This is a genomic window from Streptomyces sp. NPDC048057, from assembly GCF_040653095.1.
Taxonomy (GTDB): domain Bacteria; phylum Actinomycetota; class Actinomycetes; order Streptomycetales; family Streptomycetaceae; genus Streptomyces.
The window spans coordinates 20411-39316 of record NZ_JBEZNF010000007.1 but is presented as its reverse complement, the minus strand read 5'-3'; the positions used below and the strand labels follow the sequence as shown (position 1 = coordinate 39316).

Here is an 18906-nt window from a genome sequence, read left to right as displayed (position 1 = left end):
GGGGCCCCGGCGCCCCTGGACACCCCGCCGTTTTCCTGCCGGACCATGAGTCACTGCACGCCCGTGCGTGGCTTGTCGCGCAGTTCCGCCCCCTGGGTTGCTTGGGGCATCGTTGCCCCAAACACCCGCAGTTGCTCGACGGCAGAAGGCACACAGGGGCGCGGGGAACTGCGCGACAAGCCACAACGCACCCGCAGAAAACACGGCTCCCGCAGGAAAACGGCGGGGTGTCCAGGGGCGCCGGGGGCCCCATCGTGCCCGCAGGGCACAGGGGGCGGAACTGCGCGAACAGTCCACCACCAGGCCGCAGAAGCCGAACAGCCCGTAGGGCAAACGGCGAGGTCGCCCCAATCAGCCCGCCCGCAGGGCGCACGGCGGGGGCAGGTCGTGCCGGGTCAGCCCGCGCCGCGGAAGCGGCGGCGTTCGCGGCCCCGCCCCGGCTCGTCCGCCAGCCTCAGCACCGCACCGTCCCGCCCCGCCACCACCGGCCCCACCGCCCCTTCCGCCTTCGCGCGGTACTGCGCCGCGTCCGCCAGGCGGAACAGCCGGCGCGCGCTCCTGACCTGCCCGATGGGGTCGCCCGTGGACGCGACCCCGCACGCCACCCCCTCCCCCAGCTCCAGCTCCGCCGCCCGCCCGCACAGTTCGTCCGCGACGCGCACCACCTCGTCCGCCGCCGGCCCCACGCACACCAGACAGAACTCGTCGCCGCCCAGCCGCGCAGCCAACGCGTCCGTCAGCATCGCCCCGCACAGCGACAGCACCGAGCCGAACCGTTCCAGCAGACGGTCGCCGACGGCGTGGCCGAGGGTGTCGTTGACCCGCTTCAACCCGTTGAGGTCGCAGACGACCAGGCTGACCACGGTGCCGTCGGCACGGTGGAGTTCCAGCGCCTCGTCGAGCCGGGCGTCCACCGCGCGTCGGTTCGCCAGGCCGGTCAGCGGGTCGGTGAAGGCCAGCCGTCGCACTTCCTCCAGCCGTTCGGTCTGTGCGATGCCCGCGGCGACGACGGACGCCAGCACCGTCGCGAAGTGGGCCTCGTCCCGACCGAACACCGGCGCCCCGAGCGGTCGGGCCACGTACAGCTCGCCCCACGCCCGCCCGTGCAGCACGATCGGCGCGACCACGCAGCACCCTCGGCGGCGGCGCCGCAGTGCGGAGGCCCGGCCGCCCGCGCCGCCGGACGTCACCGACGGGTGGCGGTACCCGCGCGCGGGGACAGGGCCGTACTCCGGGACGATCGAGTCACGGCCCGGGTCGGACCAGGACGCCGACCCCTCCCCGGCGACCGTCGCCGGCTCCGCCGTCTCCACCCACGCCTCCGGCTCCCCGCCGCCCGCCCACCGCTCGTGCAGGAACTCCGTGATCTCGGGGAAGCGATTGACGGGGTACGTCTCCGACTCCGGGAACTCCTCCTCGTCCACGACCCGCTCGCCCGCGTTCACCAGGACCTTCAGCCGCCCCAGCTCCCGCTCCCACACGGACAGCGCCGCGAAGGAACCGTTCAGCGCGGAGCAGGCGCCCAGTGCCGCCGCGCGCCAGAACTCGCGCGGGGTCTGTGCCGCAGCCATCGCCTGGGCCAGTGAGACTACGGCCCGCAACCGCTGATCCTCTGCCATCACCCCAGCTTAGGGAGGTTTACCGGTTTTAAGCGGTTGGACGACCCCACAAGTGATGACGCAGCGTGATCATGGCGTGCTCACTCTCCGCGCCGCTCGCTCACTCCCCCGGCCACTGCGGCTTCCGCTTCTCGTTGAACGCGGCGACCCCCTCCGCCCGGTCCCCGGAGAAGGCCACCGCGCGCCACGCCGCGTCCTCCACCTCCAGGCCGGCCCGCAGGTCCAGCCCCTGCCCCAGCCGCAGGGCGCGCTTCGCGGCGCGCAGGCCCACCGGCGAGTTCGCGGCGATCCGCCCGGCGAGGGCGAGCGCGGCCGTACGGGCGTCGTCCGCGAGTTCGTCCACCAGCCCCAGCTCCCGCGCCTCCTGCGCCGCGACCCGACGCGCGCTGAACACCAGCTCGGCGGCGCGCGCGGCGCCGACCCTGCGGGGCAGCAGCTGGGTGCCCCCGCCGCCGGGGATGACTCCGACGGCCACCTCGGGCAGGGCGACGACCGCGGTCGCGTCGCCCACGATCACGTCGCAGGCCAGCGCCAGCTCGAAGCCCCCGCCGAGGGCGTACCCGTGCACGGCGGCGACGGCCGGCATCGGCAGCTCCAGGACGCCGGTGTACGCGGCGCGCGACGTCGGCCGCTGCCGCAGCAGGTCCGCGTCGCTGAAGGAGTTCCGCTCCTTCAGGTCCGCGCCGACGCAGAACGCCCGGTCGTTCGAGGAGGTCAGCACGGTGACCCGGACGCCCGGGTCCGCGGCGAGCGCCGCGCACGCCTCGGCGATGGCGAGCGCCATGCCGGTGGAGACGGCGTTCATGGCCTCGGGCCGGTCGAGGACGAGTTCGGCGACGTGCCCGTGCCTGCGGACGAGCACGAAGTCCCCGTAGCGCTGCGACTGCTCCGACAAGGGCTCCGAAGGCGAAGAAGACGGCACGGACATCTGGCACCCTCCCGGTGAGCCGGTGACCCGGCAGAACAACGAACAGGTTAACGATGGTTCACCGGATCATAGGCGGCCCCGGGCCACCAGGCGAGGGGCCCCTAAGGGCTGTCCCGTAATCCCCTGGTGGATCAGCGCGCGGCGTCAGATGCGGTGCATCGCAAGGCGGAGGGGTCACCGCATACTGGATGTATGTGGTGATTCCGACAACGCGGCGTGGGGGTCCCACCGTGCCCGCAGGGCGCAGGGGGAGTGCCGTAGCTGTCGTCGCGCGCCCGCCAGGGATTACGGGACAGCCCTTAGTTAGGACCTGCGCGAGAGCAGCCAGGGCTCGACGATGCCGAGCCCGCGCACCGGTCGCTGCCACATCGGTTGGAGCGCGTAGCGGTACGGCGGCGCCGGCTCGCCCTCCTTCTCCGCCGCAGCGGCCTCCTCCGCCGCCTGCGTCTCCGACTTGGGCGCGTCCCCGGTCCTGATCAGCTCCAACGCGAACGCGCCGTCCACCAGGACGGTGTCCTTCGGCGCTATCGACGTCAGCCGGCTGGCGAGGTTCACCGTGGTGCCGAAGACGTCTCCCATCCGGGTCGTGACCGTGCCGAAGGCGATGCCGACCCGCAGCGAGGGCATCGACTCGTCCTGCCGCATGGTGTCGATCAGCCGCAGGGCGATCTCGGAGGCGGTGCCGGCGTCGTCCGCCGCGTACAGCACCTCGTCGCCGAGGGTCTTGATGAGCCGGCCGCCGTGCGCGGCGACCAGGTCGGCCGCGGTGGTCTCGAAGACCTCGACCAGCTCGCCCAGTTCCTCCTCCTCCAGGCGGCGGGTGAGGCGGGTGAAGCCGACGAGGTCGGCGAAGCCCACGGCGAGCCGGCGGTCGACCATCTCCTCGTCGTCCGCGGCCTGGACGACCCGGCCGGTCGCGGCGGCGAGCTGCCGGCGCCACACGTAGACCAGGAACTCCTGGAGCTCCGGGAGGAGCAGTTCGATCAGGGGGTACGTGACTTCCGTCCGGGTCATGCCGGGCTCGGGCGGCTCGGTCAGGCCCTCCAGGAAGGAGTCGATCTGCCATTCGGCGAGCCGGGCGGTGGTCTGCCCGGTGGAGCGGGCGACCTGGATCGCCATGGGCTCGCTCAGCAGCCCCGCCTCGACGAGGCCGGCGAGCCGGCGCAGCGCGAGGACGTCCGCCTCCGTGAGCGCCTTCGCCTGGCCGATGTCGGCGAAGCCCATGGCCCGCCAGAAGCGGGAGGCCAGGTCCATGGAGACGCCGGCGGTGCGGGCCGCCTGGAAGGGGGTGTAGCGCCGCTCGGCACCGAGGATGAGCTGTTCGAGGCGGATGGCGAGGGGGTCGTCGGTGGGCTCGGCGGTGTGGTCGACCGCGTGGTGCGGCGTGGGGTGTCCCCCGCCCGAGGAGCCCGTACCGGAAGAGCCGGCACCCGAAGCGCCCGCGCCGGAGGAACTCGTACCGGAAGAACTCGTGCCGGAGGATCGTTCGGAGTCGTCGGACGCGCCCGCGCCGGAAGTGGTGTCGTCGACGGTCACCAGCCGCCTCCTGCCCTTTCCCTGCGCAACTGCCTGCCGATCTGTCGCTCGATCGCCTCAACGATACGGCAGGTGTGCCCTGGCTCACGTCCTCGCGACGGTACCGGTACGCCCCGGCCCGTCACTCCGGGCCGGCTGCGCCGGCGGCCCGCAGGTGCACCACGTCACCGGCCCCGACCGCCTCGCGCGCACCGTCCGGCAGGGCCAGGACCAGCCGTCCGTCCCCGTCGAGCGCGACCGCCTCGCCGGTCAGCGACCGGTCGCCCGGCAGTTCGGCCCGTACGGTACGGCCCAGCGTGGCACACCCGGCAGCATATGCCTCCTGCACGTTCGAGACGGCGGGGTCCCCACCGGCCGCACGCCAGTCCCCGTACCACTGCTCCAGCGAGCGCAGCACTGCCCGCAGCAGCGGGTCGCGGTCGGTGCACACGGCCCGGGCGAGCGCCAGCGAACCGGCCGTCGGCACCGGCAGCTCCGCCGCCGCGAGCGTGACGTTGATGCCGATGCCGAGCACCACGGCGTCGCTCCCCGCCCGCTCGGCGAGGATGCCGCCGGTCTTGCGCTCCTCGCCGTCCACCGTCACCAGCAGGTCGTTGGGCCACTTGAGCGAGGTGTCCACGCCCGCGGCCCGGCTCAGGCCCGTCGCGGCGGCCACCCCGGCGAGCAACGGCAGCCACCCCCAGCGCTCCGGCGGCACCGCGGGACCGGGCCGCAGCAGTACGGAGAAGAAGAGCCCCGAGCGCGGCGGCGCGCTCCACGTGCGGTCCAGCCGCCCGCGCCCCGCCGTCTGTTCCTCGGCGACGAGCACCGCGCCCTCGGGCGGCGCGCCGCCCGCGGCCCGGGTGACCCGGGCGACGAGGTCGGCGTTGGTGGAACCGGTGCTCGGCACGACGTCCAGCGCCGTCCACAGCCCGCCGGGGCGCACCAGCGCGCGCCGCAGCGTGGTCGCGTTCAGGGGTGGCCGCTCCAGGTCGGCCCAGCGACTCGCGGCCCCCTCGGCCCTCGGGGCCCCCGGTTCACGCGCCTCGTCACCGCTGTTGCCACGCGCATCGTTCGACGTCATGCAAGCCAGGTTAGGTGTGGCAAAGACCGCACTGCGCTCCCGTAGACGCGCCGATACGCTACGAGGCAGTAGCCGATCAGCAGCCGACGGCACCGCCCGCCGGGCTCTGACACGTCCCCCTCCACCCCCCCCGTGACCAGGCAGGGAGCCGCATCCCGATGGCAGAGCCGGAACAGCACGACAGCCACACCACCGCGGGAAAGATCGCGGACCTTCGGCGCCGTGTCGACGAGGCCACCCACGCCGGCTCCGCGCGGGCCGTCGAGAAGCAGCACGCCAAGGGCAAGCTGACCGCGCGCGAACGCGTCGACCTGCTGTTGGACGAGGGGTCCTTCGTCGAGTTCGACGAACTCGCCCGGCACCGCTCCACCAACTTCGGCCTGGAGCGGACCCGTCCGTACGGGGACGGCGTCGTCACCGGCTACGGCACCGTCGACGGCCGCCCGGTCGCGGTCTTCTCCCAGGACTTCACCGTCTTCGGCGGCGCCCTCGGCGAGGTCTTCGGCCAGAAGATCATCAAGGTGATGGACTTCGCCCTGAAGACCGGCTGCCCGGTCGTCGGCATCAACGACTCCGGCGGCGCGCGGATCCAGGAGGGCGTCAGCGCGCTCGGCATGTACGGCGAGATCTTCCGCCGCAACACCCACGCCTCCGGCGTGATCCCGCAGATCTCGCTGGTCGTCGGCCCGTGCGCGGGCGGCGCCGTCTACTCGCCCGCGATCACCGACTTCACGGTGATGGTCGACCAGACCTCGCACATGTTCATCACCGGCCCCGACGTGATCAAGACGGTGACGGGCGAGGACGTCGGCTTCGAGGCGCTGGGCGGCGCCCGCACCCACAACACCACGTCGGGCGTGGCCCACCACATGGCGGGCGACGAGAAGGACGCGATCGAGTACGTCAAGTCCCTCCTGTCGTACCTCCCCTCCAACAACCTCTCCGAGCCGCCGGCCTTCCCCGAGGAGGCGGACCTCGCGGTCAACGACGAGGACCGCGAGCTGGACGTCCTCATCCCGGACAGCGCGAACCAGCCGTACGACATGCACACGGTCATCGAGCACGTCCTGGACGACGGCGAGTTCCTGGAGACGCAGGCGCTGTTCGCGCCCAACATCATCACCGGCTTCGGCCGCGTCGAGGGCTATCCCGTCGGGGTCGTCGCCAACCAGCCGATGCAGTTCGCCGGCTGCCTCGACATCAACGCGTCCGAGAAGGCGGCGCGGTTCGTCCGCACCTGCGACGCGTTCAACGTCCCCGTCCTGACCTTCGTCGACGTCCCCGGCTTCCTGCCCGGCGTCGACCAGGAGTACGGCGGCATCATCCGGCGCGGCGCCAAGCTGATCTTCGCGTACGCGGAGGCGACCGTCCCGCTGATCACGGTGATCACGCGCAAGGCGTTCGGCGGCGCGTACGACGTCATGGGCTCCAAGCACCTGGGCGCCGACATCAACCTGGCCTGGCCGACCGCGCAGATCGCGGTGATGGGCGCCCAGGGCGCGGTGAACATCCTGCACCGGCGCGCGATCGCCGACGCGGGCGACGCGGCGGAGCAGGAGCAGACCCGCGCCCGGCTCATCCAGGAGTACGAGGACGCGCTGCTGAACCCGTACACGGCGGCGGAGCGGGGGTACGTCGACGCGGTGGTGGCGCCGTCGGACACGCGGTGGCAGGTCGTGCGGGGGCTGCGGCAGTTGCGCACGAAGCGGGAGAGCCTGCCGCCGAAGAAGCACGGGAACATCCCGCTGTGACCACCGGTCCCCGTACCGACGGAGGAAGGGCGTGACCATGATCAAGATCGTGCGGGGCAACCCGACGCCGGAGGAGCTGGCGGCGGCGGTGGCGGTGGTGCGGGCGCGGGTGATGGAGTCCGCGGCGCGGGAGGGCGGCGCGGCGGTGGCCCCGCAGCAACGCTGGTCCGCCCCGTCCCGCATCGCCCACGGCACCGTCCCGATGCCGGGCCCCCGGGCGTGGGCCCACACGTACTGGCCGATCTGACACCGGGCGGCCCGCGGATGCGTGGCGCTCCGCGGGTCGAGCCCCCTGAACACTCTCACCGTTTCCCCCGCGGGGGCGTGCCAGGAGGAGCGTTGGGGGTCCGCCCACGCCCTCTGGGCACAGGTGGCGGAATCTTGGGTTCCAAAGGTGAGTACGTGTACTCAGGCGCCCGCACCCCCTCCCCCGCCACCATCAAGGCATGCTGTGGTCCGACCCGAAAGACGAAGCCCCCGAGGAGCTGCGCCAAACGCAGGCGATGATGCGCCGCGCCGGCGTGCTGCTCGCCTTGGCCATGGTGCTCGGGATGATCGTGGTGGGCCTGCACGGAAGCTGGCGCTGAGGGAGTGCGGGCCCCGGGCAGGTCGCGCCTAACATGGCCGCATGACCGGCCAACCCTCCGCTCCCGCCGCCCCTCTCCGCCTCGTCCTCGCCTCCGCCTCCCCCGCCCGCCTGCGCCAGTTGCGGGCCGCGGGCTTCGACCCCGAGGTGATCGTCAGCGGCGTCGACGAGGACGCCCTGAGCGCGCCCACGCCCGGCGAACTCGCCCTCGTGCTCGCCGAGGAGAAGGCGGCCGTCGTCGCCGCCCTCCCCCACGTCACCCGCGCGCTCGTGATCGGCTGCGACTCGGTGCTCGACCTGGACGGGGAGGCGCTGGGCAAGCCCGCGGACGCGGAGGAGGCCACCGCGCGGTGGAAGGCGATGCGGGGGCGCTCCGGCGTGCTGCGGACCGGGCACTGCATCACCGACACGACCACCGGGCGGATCGCGTCGGCGACCGCGTCCACGACGGTGCACTTCGGCGAGCCGACGGACGCCGAGATCGCCGCGTACGTCGCGACCGGCGAACCGCTCCACGTGGCGGGCGCGTTCACCCTCAACGGGCGCTCCGGCCCGTTCGTCGACGGCATCGAGGGCGACCACGGCAACGTCATCGGCATCTCGCTGCCGCTGGTGCGCACCCTGCTGGCCGAGCTCGGCCACTCGGTGACCGACTTCTGGACCTGAGCCGAACCGGAAGCACGGAGCGCGGAAGACGGAGCACGGGGCGCAGAGCGCGGAGCCCCTACGCCGGCGCCGGCCCGCCCGCGGGCGCCCGCTCCGCCTCCCGCGGGTCGTACGACGTCAGCACCAGCACGATCAGCCCCAGCACCACCATCAGGAAGGCGAAGGCCGACCAGCCCACCAGGCCCACGGTCACCGCCCCCAGCACGCCGTGCACCACCGCCGCCGCGATCAGCAGGCCGCGGCCGAAGCGACCGGGCGAGCGGTCCCGTAGGGCGGCGAGGACGCAGATCGTCGCGCACCCGGCGAGGAAGAGCCCGAGGGCGCCGCCCGCCGCCCAGGTGCCGACGACCATCGCATCGGGGTCCAGGCCGTCCAGGGACATGGACTGGCCGTCCACGAACGCGGCGAGGACGCCGTTGATCACCACGATGCCCACCGCCTCCACCAGCAGGACGACCGCCGCCACCCAGGCCACCGGTCTGCGCATCACGGACCCCACCCCCTCCGTCACCGCCAGTACGCACCGAGGACAGCGTGCACGCTACTCATGGGTAAACCACCGGACAAGGCTCCGGCACCACCCGCCCCACCCCACCGAACGGAGCGGAATCGTTCGGCCATTCGTAGGGACTCCACAAAGAAAGGGGTGGGGCGGCTGGCCCCGCGCACAGAGACCTGCGCCACACAGGCGGGCTACTGTCTGGAAGGTAAACCCGTCGTACCGTGGTGCGACTAGGGATTTTGCGACTTCGAGCGAGCCTCGAATCACGCTCCGTGTGGGCAAGCTCACCATAGGGGACGGGTCGAACGGCCGTGTCGGCAGTCCCTAAACTCGGCTTGTTTCAAGGAGGGAGCCAACGTGCGCAAGGTGCTCATCGCCAACCGAGGCGAAATCGCGGTCCGCGTCGCCAGGGCCTGCCGTGACGCCGGCATCGCGAGCGTCGCCGTATACGCCGATCCGGACCGGGACGCTCTGCACGTCCGCGCGGCCGACGAGGCGTTCGCCCTGGGCGGTGACACCCCGGCGGCCAGCTATCTGGACATGGGCAAGGTGCTCCAGGCGGCGAAGGACTCGGGAGCCGACGCGATCCACCCGGGTTACGGCTTCCTGTCCGAGAACGCCGAGTTCGCCCAGGCCGTGCTCGACGCCGGACTGACCTGGATCGGTCCGCCGCCCGCGGCGATCCGGGACCTCGGCGACAAGGTCGCCGCCCGGCACATCGCCCAGCGCGCCGGCGCGCCGCTGGTCGCCGGCACGCCCGACCCGGTCGCGGGCGCGGACGAGGTCGTCGCCTTCGCCCGGGAGAACGGGCTGCCCATCGCGATCAAGGCCGCCTTCGGCGGCGGCGGTCGCGGACTGAAGGTCGCCCGCACCCTGGAAGAGGTGCCGGAGCTGTACGACTCGGCGGTCCGCGAGGCGGTCGCCGCGTTCGGCCGGGGCGAGTGCTTCGTCGAGCGCTACCTGGACAAGCCGCGGCACGTCGAGACGCAGTGCCTGGCCGACCAGCACGGCAACGTCGTGGTGGTCTCCACCCGTGACTGCTCCCTCCAGCGCCGGCACCAGAAGCTGGTGGAGGAGGCCCCGGCCCCGTTCCTGACGGACGAGCAGAACGCGGAGCTGTACCGCGCCTCCAAGGCGATCCTGAAGGAGGCCGGCTACGTCGGCGCCGGCACGGTCGAGTTCCTCGTCGGCCTCGACGGCACGATCTCCTTCCTGGAGGTCAACACCCGGCTCCAGGTCGAGCACCCGGTCACCGAAGAGGTCACCGGCATCGACCTCGTGCGCGAGATGTTCCGCATCGCCGACGGCGAGGAGCTGGGCTACGACGACCCGCCGGTGCGCGGCCACTCCTTCGAGTTCCGGATCAACGGCGAGGACCCGGGCCGCAACTTCCTGCCCGCGCCCGGCACCGTGACCTCCTTCGCCGCGCCGACCGGCCCCGGCGTCCGGCTGGACGCGGGCGTCGAGTCCGGCAGCGTCATCGGCCCCGCGTGGGACTCCCTGCTCGCCAAGCTGGTCATCACCGGCGCCACCCGCGAGCAGGCGCTCCAGCGCGCCGCCCGGGCGCTGGGCGAGTTCCAGGTCGAGGGCATGGCCACCGCCATCCCCTTCCACCGCGCCGTGGTCGTCGACCCCGACTTCACCAGTGACCCCTTCCGGGTGCACACCCGCTGGATCGAGACCGAGTTCGTCAACGAGATCCCGGCGTTCACCGCGTCCGGGGACGCGGAGACGGAGGAGGAGACGGGCCGCGAGACCGTCGTCGTCGAGGTCGGCGGCAAGCGCCTGGAGGTCTCGCTCCCCGCGCACCTGGGCATGACCCTGGCCCGTACGGGCCTGGCGGCGGGCGCGAAGCCCAAGCGGCGCGCGGCCCGCAAGTCCGCGTCCGGGGCGTCCGGCGACACCCTCGCCTCCCCGATGCAGGGCACGATCGTGAAGGTCGCCGTCGAAGAGGGCCAGCAGGTGCAGGAGGGCGACCTGGTCGTCGTCCTGGAGGCGATGAAGATGGAGCAGCCGCTGAACGCGCACCGCGCGGGCACCGTCAAGGGACTGGCCGCGGAGGTGGGCGCCGCGATCTCCTCCGGTGCGGCCATCTGCGAGATCAAGGACTGACACCGCCCTGGCCCGAGTCGTGACGGAGGGCCCGTCCGGTCGTCGACGACCGGACGGGCCCTCCGTCCGCTGGGTGACCAGCTGGAGCGGGGGACCGAGGAAGGAACGACGCGATGATGCCGGGACCGGGGACGGGTGGCACGACGGACGGGAGGGCCGGGCGGACCGGGCAGGTGGGGCAGGTCGCCCGGGCGGTCCGTCCCAAGCGGGCCGACGCGCGCCGCAACTACGACCGGCTGCTGACCGAGGCCCGTGCCGTCTTCGCCGAGCGCGGCACCGATGCGTCCCTGGAGGAGATCGCCCGCCGTTCGGGCGTCGGCATCGGCACCCTGTATCGGCACTTCCCGAACCGGCACGCGATCATGAGCGCGGTCTTCCAGGACGCGCTCGCCGCCCTGCTGGACCGTTCGCGGGCGCTGGCGGACGCGCCCGACCCCTTCGCCGCGCTCGCCGAGTGGCTGCGCGCGCTGATCTCCTGCTCGGGCGAGTACAACGGGATCTCACGCGCGCTGATGTCCGCCTCCCACGACGCGGACTCGGCGCTCTCCTCGTGCTGCGTGCCGCTGGCCGAGGCGGGCGAGCAGCTGCTGCGGCGGGCGGTCGACGCCGGAGCCGTACGGGACGACACGTCCATCGGCGACCTGATGCAGCTCACGAACGCGATCGCCCTCGCGGGCGAGCAGTCGCCCGCGGACCCGGGCCTGCCGGACCGGCTGCTGGCCCTCACCCTGCGCGGCCTGCGCCGCTGAGGGCTGCGTCAGCGGCGTAGCCCGGCGACCCGGGCGCCGCGCTCCATTCCGCCGCCTCCGCCTCCGCCGCCGCCCAGCCCGTCGCGTTCGAGCGCGGCGGGCGTGAGGCGGGTGGGGGTGCCTCCGCCGCGGGTGCGGCGCTGGCCCGGCAGCGGGACCTCGCGGCGCGGGGTGCGTCCGCCCTGCTCGGTCGCGGTGGGCCCGGTCGCTCCCGCCACGGCGATCTGGACGCCCTGGTCGGCCAGCGCCTGGAGTTCCGCCGCCGCCCGGTCGTCGTGGGCCGGCGGCTCGTCGGTGACCAGTCGGGTGATGACGTCCGTCGGCACGGTCTGGAACATGGTGTCCGCGCCCAGCTTGGTGTGGTCGGCGAGGACCACGACCTCCGCCGCCGCCTGCACCAGGGCCCGGTCGACGCTCGCGGAGAGCATGTTGGACGTGGACAGCCCGCGCTCGGCGGTCAGCCCGCTCCCGGACAGGAACGCCCGGGAGACCCGCAGCCCTTGGAGGGACTGCTCGGCACCGCTGCCGACCAGCGCGTAGTTGGAGCCGCGCAGGGTCCCGCCGGTCATCACGACCTCGACGCGGTTGGCGTGCGCCAGGGCCTGGGCGACCAGCAGGGAGTTGGTGACGACGGTGAGGCCGGGCACCCGGGCGAGCCGGCGGGCCAGCTCCTGGGTGGTGGTGCCCGCGCCCACGACGATCGCCTCGCCCTCCTTGACGAGGCTCGCGGCGAGGTCGGCGATCGCGGTCTTCTCGGCGGTGGCCGACAGGGACTTCTGCGGGAAGCCCGACTCGCGGGTGAAGCCGCCCGGCAGCACCGCGCCGCCGTGGCGCCGGTCGAGGAGTCCTTCGGCCTCCAGGGCGCGCACGTCCCGACGTACGGTCACCTCGGAGGTCTGGACGACGCGGGCGAGCTCCCGGAGCGATACGGCTCCGTTGGCGCGCACCATTTCAAGGATCAGTTGGCGACGTTCTGCAGCGAACACGGAACTGACAGTAACCTGATCGGCCGACGCTTTTCAGCTCCATGCACCGATTAACGAGTTTTGCGCCCGGGGAGTGGTGCCGAGTGGTATGGAGGGGTCCACACCTGACCGTACCGAGGTCGGAAGGTGATCACCGGGCGAGCGAAAAGCCAATGCTCGCCCGGGTTTGTCCCACCTTGACCGGCCCGGACCCGCCTCGGAGCCGCTCAGCCCTCGCCGGTCGCCTTCCGCGTCTGGAGCTGGCGCGCCACCTCCGCGATCGACCCCGACAGGGACGGGTACACGGTGAAGGCGTTGGCGATCTGCTCCACGGTCAGGTTGTTGTCGACCGCGATCGAAATGGGGTGGATCAGCTCGCTGGCCCGCGGCGCCACCACGCAGCCGCCGACCACGATCCCCGTGCCCGGCCGGCAGAAGATCTTGACGAAGCCGTCCCGGATGCCCTGCATCTTCGCGCGGGCGTTGCGCAGCAGCGGCAGCTTGACGACCCGGGCGTCGATCAGCCCCGAGTCCACGTCCGCCTGCGTGTAGCCGACGGTCGCGATCTCCGGGTCCGTGAAGACGTTCGACGAGACGGTCTTCAGGTTCAGCGGCTGCACGGCGTCGCCGAGGAAGTGGTACATCGCGATGCGGCCCTGCATGGCCGCCACCGACGCGAGCGCGAACACCCCGGTGACGTCACCGGCCGCGTACACGCCCGGCGCGGTGGTGCGGGAGACCTTGTCCGTCCAGATGTGGCCGGAGTCCTTGAGCCGTACGCCCGCCTCCTCCAGGCCCATCCCGGCGGAGTTGGGGATGGCGCCGACCGCCATCAGGCAGTGCGAGCCGGAGATGACCCGGCCGTCGGCGAGGGTGACCTCGACCCGGTCGCCGACCCGCTTGGCGGACTCGGCGCGGGAGCGGGCCATGACGTTCATCCCGCGGCGGCGGAAGACGTCCTCCAGTACGGCCGCCGCGTCCGGGTCCTCACCGGGCAGCACGCGGTCGCGCGAGGAGACCAGGGTGACCCGGGAGCCGAGCGCCTGGTACGCGCCGGCGAACTCGGCGCCGGTGACGCCGGAGCCGACCACGATCAGCTCGTCGGGCAGCTCGTCGAGGTCGTAGACCTGGGTCCAGTTCAGGATGCGCTCGCCGTCGGGGAGCGCGTCGGGGATCTCGCGCGGGTGGCCGCCGGTGGCGATCAGGACGGCGTCCGCGGTCAGCCGCTCCTCGGTGCCGTCGGCCGCGGTGACGACGACCGTGCGCGAACCGTCCGCGGCCTGCTGGCCCTCCAGCCGGCCGCGCCCGCGCAGCACCCGGGCGCCGGCCCGGGTCACGGACGCGGTGATGTCGTGGGACTGGGCGAGCGCCAGCCGCTTCACCCGTCGGTTCACCTTGCCGAGGTCGACGCCGACCACCCGGGCCGACTGCTCCAGCGGCGGGGTGTCGTCGGCGACGATGATGCCGAGCTCCTCGTAGGAGGAGTCGAAGGTCGTCATCACCTCGGCGGTGGCGATCAGGGTCTTCGAGGGGACGCAGTCGGTCAGCACGGACGCGCCGCCGAGGCCGTCGCAGTCGACGACGGTCACCTCCGCGCCGAGTTGGGCGCCCACCAGGGCCGCCTCGTATCCGCCGGGTCCGCCGCCGATGATCACGATCCGGGTCACTGGGGTTACGCCTCGCGCTCTCGTTCGGTCCGGGTGGGTGTGCGGGTGCCTGCCGTGCGGGCCCCGTGTGCGTCCCGCCGGACTGGAGTACGTACCCCATTGTCCCGCACGCATCAACCTGCCCCGCGCCCGGGCCGGCATTCCGCGCCGCTCGGAGCCGACCTGGCGTTATCCCGCAGCACAGAACGCCGCAGACCCCCGCGGAACGCCGGGAAACACAGCGGACAAGGCAACCACCCGCGCCCCTCCCGTACCCTCGATCCCATGTCGCTCTACGCCGCGTACGCCGGCAACCTCGACGCGCGGCTGATGTCCCGCCGCGCACCGCACTCCCCGCTGCGCGGCACGGGCTGGCTGAACGGCTGGCGGCTGACCTTCGGCGGCGAACAGCTCGGCTGGGAGGGAGCGCTCGCCACGATCGTGGAGGCGCCGCGCTCCCAGGTCTTCGTGGCCCTCTACGACATCGCCCCGATGGACGAGGACTCCATGGACCGTTGGGAGGGCGTCGGCCTCGACATCTACCGGCGGATGCGCATCCGCGTCCACACCCTGGACGGCGAGGAGCCGGCCTGGACGTACGTCCTGAACGGGTACGAGGGCGGGTTGCCCTCGGCGCGCTACCTGGGCGAGATGGCGGACGCCGCGGAGTCGGCCGGGGCGCCGCACGACTACGTGATGGAGCTGCGCAAGCGCCCCTGCTGAAGACACGGGTGCCCGAACGTCGGGCGGCTTCGTCGGAAACGACAAGACAACGATCCGCGTGTCCGTGCCTTCTTCATCTACGCGCGTAGGGAATCTGGGGCTACCCTCATTCGCGTGAACGCACATGTGAATCCGGAGCTCAACGGCGCTGCTGCCGCCCCCCACGATCCGCGCGTCGCGGCCGACGCCGCCGCCGTGCGCCTGCGGGAGCTGACCGGCGCCGAGACCCACGACGTGGCCCTCGTGATGGGCTCCGGCTGGGCACCGGCCGTCGACGCACTGGGCGCGCCCGAGTCCGAGTTCCCGGTCACCGAGGTTCCGGGCTTCCCGCCGCCCGTGGTCGCCGGCCACGGCGGCCGGATCCGCTCGTACCGCATCGGCGACAAGCGGATCCTGGTCTTCCTGGGCCGCACGCACTACTACGAGGGCCGGGGCGTCGCCGCGGTCGCCCACGGCGTGCGCACCGCGGTCGCCGCGGGCTGCAAGACGGTGATCCTGACGAACGGCTGCGGCGGTCTGCGCGAGGGCATGCGCCCCGGCCAGCCGGTCCTCATCAGCGACCACATCAACCTCACCGCCACCTCCCCCATCGTCGGCGCCAACTTCGTCGACCTGACCGACCTGTACTCGCCGCGGCTGCGCACGCTGTGCAAGGAGGTCGACCCCTCCCTGGAGGAGGGCGTGTACGTCCAGTTCACCGGCCCGCACTACGAGACCCCCGCCGAGATCAACATGGTCCGCGCGATCGGCGGCGACCTGGTGGGCATGTCCACGGTGCTGGAGGCCATCGCGGCGCGCGAGGCCGGCGCCGAGGTGCTGGGCATCTCGCTCGTCACCAACCTCGCCGCGGGGCTCTCGGGCGAGCCGCTGAACCACGAGGAAGTGCTCCAGGCCGGCCGTGACTCCGCAGCCCGCATGGGCGAGCTGCTGACCCGGGTCCTGACCCGCGTCTGAGAGCCTGTCGGGCTCGAAGGCGTACGCGAGGAACGACGAGAGGCGGACGGACGTGCAGCAGGACCTCATGGAGCGGGCCGCGACCTGGCTCGCCGAGGACCCTGACCCCGACACCCGTACGGAGTTGGCGGAGCTGATCGAGGCGGTGCGGGCCGGCGGCGACACCGCCGAGCTGGCGGCGCGTTTCGCCGGCACGCTCCAGTTCGGCACCGCCGGGCTCCGCGGCGAGCTGGGCGCCGGACCCATGCGGATGAACCGCGCGGTGGTGATCCGCGCCGCCGCCGGGCTCGCCGCGTACCTCAAGGCCGAGGGGCGGGGCGACGGCCTCGTCGTCATCGGGTACGACGCGCGCTACAAGTCCGCCGACTTCGCGCGCGACACCGCCGCGGTGATGGTGGGCGCGGGACTGCGGGCCGCGGTGCTGCCACGCCCGCTGCCGACCCCCGTGCTCGCCTTCGCCATACGGCACCTGGGCGCCGTCGCGGGCGTGGAGGTCACCGCCTCGCACAACCCGCCGCGCGACAACGGCTACAAGGTGTACCTCGGGGACGGCTCACAGATCGTGCCGCCCGCGGACACCGGGATCGCCGCGGAGATCGACGCGGTCGCCGGCCTCGCGGACGTCCCCCGCGCCGAGTCCGGCTGGCAGGTGCTCGGCGACGAGGTGCTCACGGCGTACCTGGAGCGCACCGACGCGGTCCTCAACCCCGGCTCGCCGCGCACCGCGACCACCGTCCACACCGCGCTGCACGGCGTGGGCCGGCCGGTGCTGGAGGCGGCGTTCGCCCGGGCGGGCTTCCCCGCGCCGGTGCCGGTGGCCGAGCAGGCGGACCCGGACCCGGCGTTCCCGACGGTCGCCTTCCCGAACCCGGAGGAGCCGGGCGCGATGGACCTCGCGTTCGCCGCGGCCCGTCGAGTCCGCCCCGACCTGATCATCGCGAACGACCCGGACGCGGACCGCTGCGCCGTCGCCGTGCCGCACGAGGGCGACTGGCGCATGCTGCGCGGCGACGAGGTGGGCGCGCTGCTCGCGGCGCACCTCGTCCGCTCCGGCGCGCGCGGCACCTTCGCCGAGTCGATCGTCTCCTCGTCCCTCCTCGGCCGGATCGCGGACGCCGCGGGCCTGCCGTACGAGGAGACCCTGACCGGCTTCAAGTGGATCGCCCGCGTCGACGGCCTGCGGTACGGGTACGAGGAGGCCCTCGGCTACTGCGTCGACCCCGACGGCGTCCGCGACAAGGACGGCATCACGGCGGCGCTGCTGATCGCGGAGCTGGCCTCCGTACTGAAGGAGGAGGGCCGCACGCTGACGGACCTGCTGGACGACCTCGCGGTCGAGCACGGTCTGCACGCGACGGACCAGTTGTCCGTACGGGTCGACGACCTGGACGTCATCCGCGCGGCGATGGCCCGCCTGCGGTCGGCGCCCCCCGCGGAGCTGGCGGGCCTCGCGGTGACCTCCGCGGAGGACTTGGCGCAGGGCGCGGGCGATCTGCCGCCGACGGACGGCCTGCGCTACCACCTCGCCGGCGAGTACCGCGCCCGCGTGATCGTCCGCCCCAGCGGCACGGAGCCCAAGCTCAAGTGCTACCTGGAGGTCGTGCTCCCGGTGGCGGACCGGGACGCGCTGCCGTCGGCCCGGTCCCGGGCGGAGGAACTGCTCCAGTCGCTCAAGTCCGACCTCGCCACGTCAGCCGGGCTGTAGCCCGCCGGGCCTTGGGACAACGGGGGCGCCCCACCGAGCCAGAGAACGGGACTCGGCGGGGCGCCCTCGTGGTGGTGCGGGGTGTGTTCGTCAGACCGTGCCGAAGGTGCCGGCCTTGACGCCGGTCACGAAGGCGGCGAACGCGTCGACGGGGACGCGGACGAGTGGATGGAGTTCCACCTCCGCGCCACCGGCCACGACCCCTTCGCCGAGATCCACCGCGAACCCGTGCGCTGGGGCCCACCGACCCCGCACCCCGAACCCGGGACGACCGGCCCGTGACGCTCAACGTCGAACCCGCACACACCCCATGCCCGACGCCACCCGCATGATCCGGCTCCGGGACTGCAACGCACCCCACCGCGTCATCGTCACCCCGCGTGCTTCTTCACCCGCTTCACACCCGATCACAGGACGAGCATGAGCTTGCCGCCGGGCCGACGGGACTGGCTGAGCGTGGCCGCCTCCTGAATCTGATCGAGCGGGTAGGTGCGGGCGACCGAAACGACGAGAACGCCTTCGCCGGCCAGCCGGGCGAACTCGCTCATCCGGTCGTAGCGCATCTCTATCTGAGTAATCCGGGTCCCCAGCTCGGCTGCGGCGGCGAAGTCCGAGACGGTGAGGACGCGGTCGGGGTCCCCGGTCAGCTCGATCAGCGACGGCAGCGAGCCGCCGCCCGGGCTGGCCTGGTGGGCGCGGTCGATCCGGCCACCGGTCGGGGCCGCGTCCAGGGCGCGGTCGACCCGGCCGCCGGCCAATGCAGCGACGCGTTCGGCCACGCCGTCGCCGTAGCGGGTCACCCGGGCGCCGACCTCTTCCAGGGCTGCGGCCCGCGTCGGCCCGGCGGTGGCGATCACCCGGACACCCCGGTGCAGCGCGAAGCGCACCGCCGCCTCACCCACGGTGGAGCCCGCGCCATGAACGAGCAGCAGCTCACCCGGCTGGACGCCGAGGTCGTCGAGCGCGTGCCATGCCGTCTCGGCCGCCATCGGCAGCGCGGCGGCCTGCTCGGCGGTGACGCCCACGGGAATGCGCGCCCAGACCGCCATCAGCGCGTACTCGGCGGCCCCGGCTGTCGGGCCGTCGAAGACCGCCGGGCCGAACACGCGGTCGCCGACCTCGACACCGATGACGCCCTCACCGAGCGCGTCGACGGTGCCCGCGACCTCAACGCCGAGCCCGCGCGGCAGCGGCGGCAACCGGTCGGCGAGCAGGCCGTCGACCACTGCCCAGTCACCCGGCGTCAGGCCGCACGCCCGTACGGCGATCCGGATCTGGCCGGGTCCCGGCTCCGGCTTCGGGACCTCACGAAGCACGATCACGTCCGGGGAGCCGAACCGGTCGAACTGAAGAGCCTTCATGACGACCTCCATTGATGACAGCATCTGTTGTCATCAACCC

18 protein-coding genes are annotated in these 18906 nt (G+C 73.1%); 9 read left to right on the top strand and 9 right to left on the bottom strand.

Going from position 1 to position 18906, the window contains the following annotated elements; genetic code table 11:
- Positions 1–395: 395 nt before the first annotated feature.
- The 4 genes from AB0E05_RS09725 to AB0E05_RS09710 all read right to left on the bottom strand — a co-directional run bounded on the left by AB0E05_RS09725 (position 396) and on the right by AB0E05_RS09710 (position 5146).
- Positions 396–1619, bottom strand: coding sequence for a diguanylate cyclase (locus AB0E05_RS09725; protein WP_361961157.1), 1224 nt, complete (start codon positions 1617–1619; stop codon positions 396–398).
- 100 nt (positions 1620–1719) lie between these two features.
- On the bottom strand, positions 1720–2547 hold the full coding sequence (locus tag AB0E05_RS09720; protein ID WP_361961155.1) for an enoyl-CoA hydratase-related protein: 828 nt from the start codon (positions 2545–2547) through the stop codon (positions 1720–1722).
- 303 nt (positions 2548–2850) lie between these two features.
- Positions 2851–4083 carry an adenylate/guanylate cyclase domain-containing protein gene (locus AB0E05_RS09715; protein ID WP_361961153.1) on the bottom strand — a complete coding sequence of 411 codons (1233 nt, stop codon included), beginning with the start codon at positions 4081–4083 and terminating at the stop codon, positions 2851–2853.
- Positions 4084–4204: 121 nt separating this feature from the next.
- The gene (locus AB0E05_RS09710; protein WP_361961151.1) at positions 4205–5146 is read right to left on the bottom strand and encodes a biotin--[acetyl-CoA-carboxylase] ligase; all 942 of its coding nucleotides are present in this window, start codon (positions 5144–5146) and stop codon (positions 4205–4207) included.
- 158 nt (positions 5147–5304) lie between these two features.
- Between AB0E05_RS09710 and AB0E05_RS09705 the strand changes: the two genes are divergently transcribed.
- The 4 genes from AB0E05_RS09705 to AB0E05_RS09690 all read left to right on the top strand — a co-directional run bounded on the left by AB0E05_RS09705 (position 5305) and on the right by AB0E05_RS09690 (position 8149).
- Positions 5305–6897, top strand: coding sequence for an acyl-CoA carboxylase subunit beta (locus AB0E05_RS09705; RefSeq protein WP_361961149.1), 1593 nt, complete (start codon positions 5305–5307; stop codon positions 6895–6897).
- A gap of 37 nt (positions 6898–6934) precedes the next feature.
- Positions 6935–7144 carry an acyl-CoA carboxylase epsilon subunit gene (locus AB0E05_RS09700; RefSeq protein WP_361961522.1) on the top strand — a complete coding sequence of 70 codons (210 nt, stop codon included), beginning with the start codon at positions 6935–6937 and terminating at the stop codon, positions 7142–7144.
- 199 nt (positions 7145–7343) lie between these two features.
- Positions 7344–7484 carry a hypothetical protein gene (locus AB0E05_RS09695; protein ID WP_361961147.1) on the top strand — a complete coding sequence of 47 codons (141 nt, stop codon included), beginning with the start codon at positions 7344–7346 and terminating at the stop codon, positions 7482–7484.
- A gap of 41 nt (positions 7485–7525) precedes the next feature.
- On the top strand, positions 7526–8149 hold the full coding sequence (locus AB0E05_RS09690) for a nucleoside triphosphate pyrophosphatase (RefSeq protein ID WP_361961145.1): 624 nt from the start codon (positions 7526–7528) through the stop codon (positions 8147–8149).
- 58 nt (positions 8150–8207) lie between these two features.
- Here AB0E05_RS09690 and AB0E05_RS09685 read toward each other — a convergent pair whose 3' ends face one another.
- Positions 8208–8636, bottom strand: coding sequence for a hypothetical protein (locus tag AB0E05_RS09685; protein WP_361961143.1), 429 nt, complete (start codon positions 8634–8636; stop codon positions 8208–8210).
- A gap of 372 nt (positions 8637–9008) precedes the next feature.
- Between AB0E05_RS09685 and AB0E05_RS09680 the strand changes: the two genes are divergently transcribed.
- Both AB0E05_RS09680 and AB0E05_RS09675 read left to right on the top strand, forming a co-directional pair.
- Positions 9009–10763, top strand: a complete 1755-nt coding sequence (locus AB0E05_RS09680) for a biotin carboxylase N-terminal domain-containing protein (protein WP_361961141.1) — start codon at positions 9009–9011, stop codon at positions 10761–10763.
- 113 nt (positions 10764–10876) lie between these two features.
- On the top strand, positions 10877–11512 hold the full coding sequence (locus AB0E05_RS09675; RefSeq protein WP_361961139.1) for a helix-turn-helix domain-containing protein: 636 nt from the start codon (positions 10877–10879) through the stop codon (positions 11510–11512).
- A gap of 8 nt (positions 11513–11520) precedes the next feature.
- Here the strand turns inward: AB0E05_RS09675 and AB0E05_RS09670 are convergent, their stop codons facing one another.
- Both AB0E05_RS09670 and AB0E05_RS09665 read right to left on the bottom strand, forming a co-directional pair.
- Positions 11521–12498, bottom strand: coding sequence for a DeoR/GlpR family DNA-binding transcription regulator (locus AB0E05_RS09670; protein WP_361961137.1), 978 nt, complete (start codon positions 12496–12498; stop codon positions 11521–11523).
- Between the two features lie 206 nt (positions 12499–12704).
- Positions 12705–14144: an NAD(P)H-quinone dehydrogenase gene (locus AB0E05_RS09665; RefSeq protein ID WP_361961135.1), complete on the bottom strand. Its 1440-nt coding sequence runs from the start codon at positions 14142–14144 to the stop codon at positions 12705–12707.
- Between the two features lie 264 nt (positions 14145–14408).
- Between AB0E05_RS09665 and AB0E05_RS09660 the strand changes: the two genes are divergently transcribed.
- From AB0E05_RS09660 to AB0E05_RS09650, 3 genes are all read left to right on the top strand, one after another.
- Complete coding sequence (locus AB0E05_RS09660; RefSeq protein ID WP_361961133.1) at positions 14409–14846, top strand: gamma-glutamylcyclotransferase; 438 nt, start codon at positions 14409–14411, stop codon at positions 14844–14846.
- A 126-nt stretch (positions 14847–14972) separates the two neighbouring features.
- A complete protein-coding gene (locus AB0E05_RS09655) occupies positions 14973–15800 on the top strand; it encodes a purine-nucleoside phosphorylase (RefSeq protein WP_361961520.1) in 828 nt (275 codons plus the stop codon).
- Positions 15801–15852: 52 nt separating this feature from the next.
- Positions 15853–17505 carry a phospho-sugar mutase gene (locus tag AB0E05_RS09650; RefSeq protein ID WP_361961131.1) on the top strand — a complete coding sequence of 551 codons (1653 nt, stop codon included), beginning with the start codon at positions 15853–15855 and terminating at the stop codon, positions 17503–17505.
- 90 nt (positions 17506–17595) lie between these two features.
- Here the strand turns inward: AB0E05_RS09650 and AB0E05_RS09645 are convergent, their stop codons facing one another.
- Together AB0E05_RS09645 and AB0E05_RS09640 are read right to left on the bottom strand one after the other, a co-directional pair.
- The gene (locus AB0E05_RS09645; RefSeq protein ID WP_361961129.1) at positions 17596–17724 is read right to left on the bottom strand and encodes a hypothetical protein; all 129 of its coding nucleotides are present in this window, start codon (positions 17722–17724) and stop codon (positions 17596–17598) included.
- Between the two features lie 188 nt (positions 17725–17912).
- Positions 17913–18866, bottom strand: coding sequence for an NADP-dependent oxidoreductase (locus tag AB0E05_RS09640; RefSeq protein WP_361961127.1), 954 nt, complete (start codon positions 18864–18866; stop codon positions 17913–17915).
- Positions 18867–18906 lie beyond the last annotated feature (40 nt).

Bases quoted from the DNA above. Each gene is read 5' to 3' on its own strand.
- AB0E05_RS09720 (WP_361961155.1), bottom strand. From the start codon at position 2,547: ATGTCCGTGCCGTCTTCTTCGCCTTCGGAGCCCTTGTCGGAGCAGTCG.
- AB0E05_RS09725 (WP_361961157.1), bottom strand. From the start codon at position 1,619: ATGGCAGAGGATCAGCGGTTGCGGGCCGTAGTCTCACTGGCCCAGGCG.
- AB0E05_RS09695 (WP_361961147.1), top strand. From the start codon at position 7,344: ATGCTGTGGTCCGACCCGAAAGACGAAGCCCCCGAGGAGCTGCGCCAA.
- AB0E05_RS09705 (WP_361961149.1), top strand. From the start codon at position 5,305: ATGGCAGAGCCGGAACAGCACGACAGCCACACCACCGCGGGAAAGATC.
- AB0E05_RS09690 (WP_361961145.1), top strand. From the start codon at position 7,526: ATGACCGGCCAACCCTCCGCTCCCGCCGCCCCTCTCCGCCTCGTCCTC.
- AB0E05_RS09675 (WP_361961139.1), top strand. From the start codon at position 10,877: ATGATGCCGGGACCGGGGACGGGTGGCACGACGGACGGGAGGGCCGGG.
- AB0E05_RS09640 (WP_361961127.1), bottom strand. From the start codon at position 18,866: ATGAAGGCTCTTCAGTTCGACCGGTTCGGCTCCCCGGACGTGATCGTG.
- AB0E05_RS09660 (WP_361961133.1), top strand. From the start codon at position 14,409: ATGTCGCTCTACGCCGCGTACGCCGGCAACCTCGACGCGCGGCTGATG.
- AB0E05_RS09685 (WP_361961143.1), bottom strand. From the start codon at position 8,636: ATGCGCAGACCGGTGGCCTGGGTGGCGGCGGTCGTCCTGCTGGTGGAG.
- AB0E05_RS09700 (WP_361961522.1), top strand. From the start codon at position 6,935: ATGATCAAGATCGTGCGGGGCAACCCGACGCCGGAGGAGCTGGCGGCG.
- AB0E05_RS09710 (WP_361961151.1), bottom strand. From the start codon at position 5,146: ATGACGTCGAACGATGCGCGTGGCAACAGCGGTGACGAGGCGCGTGAA.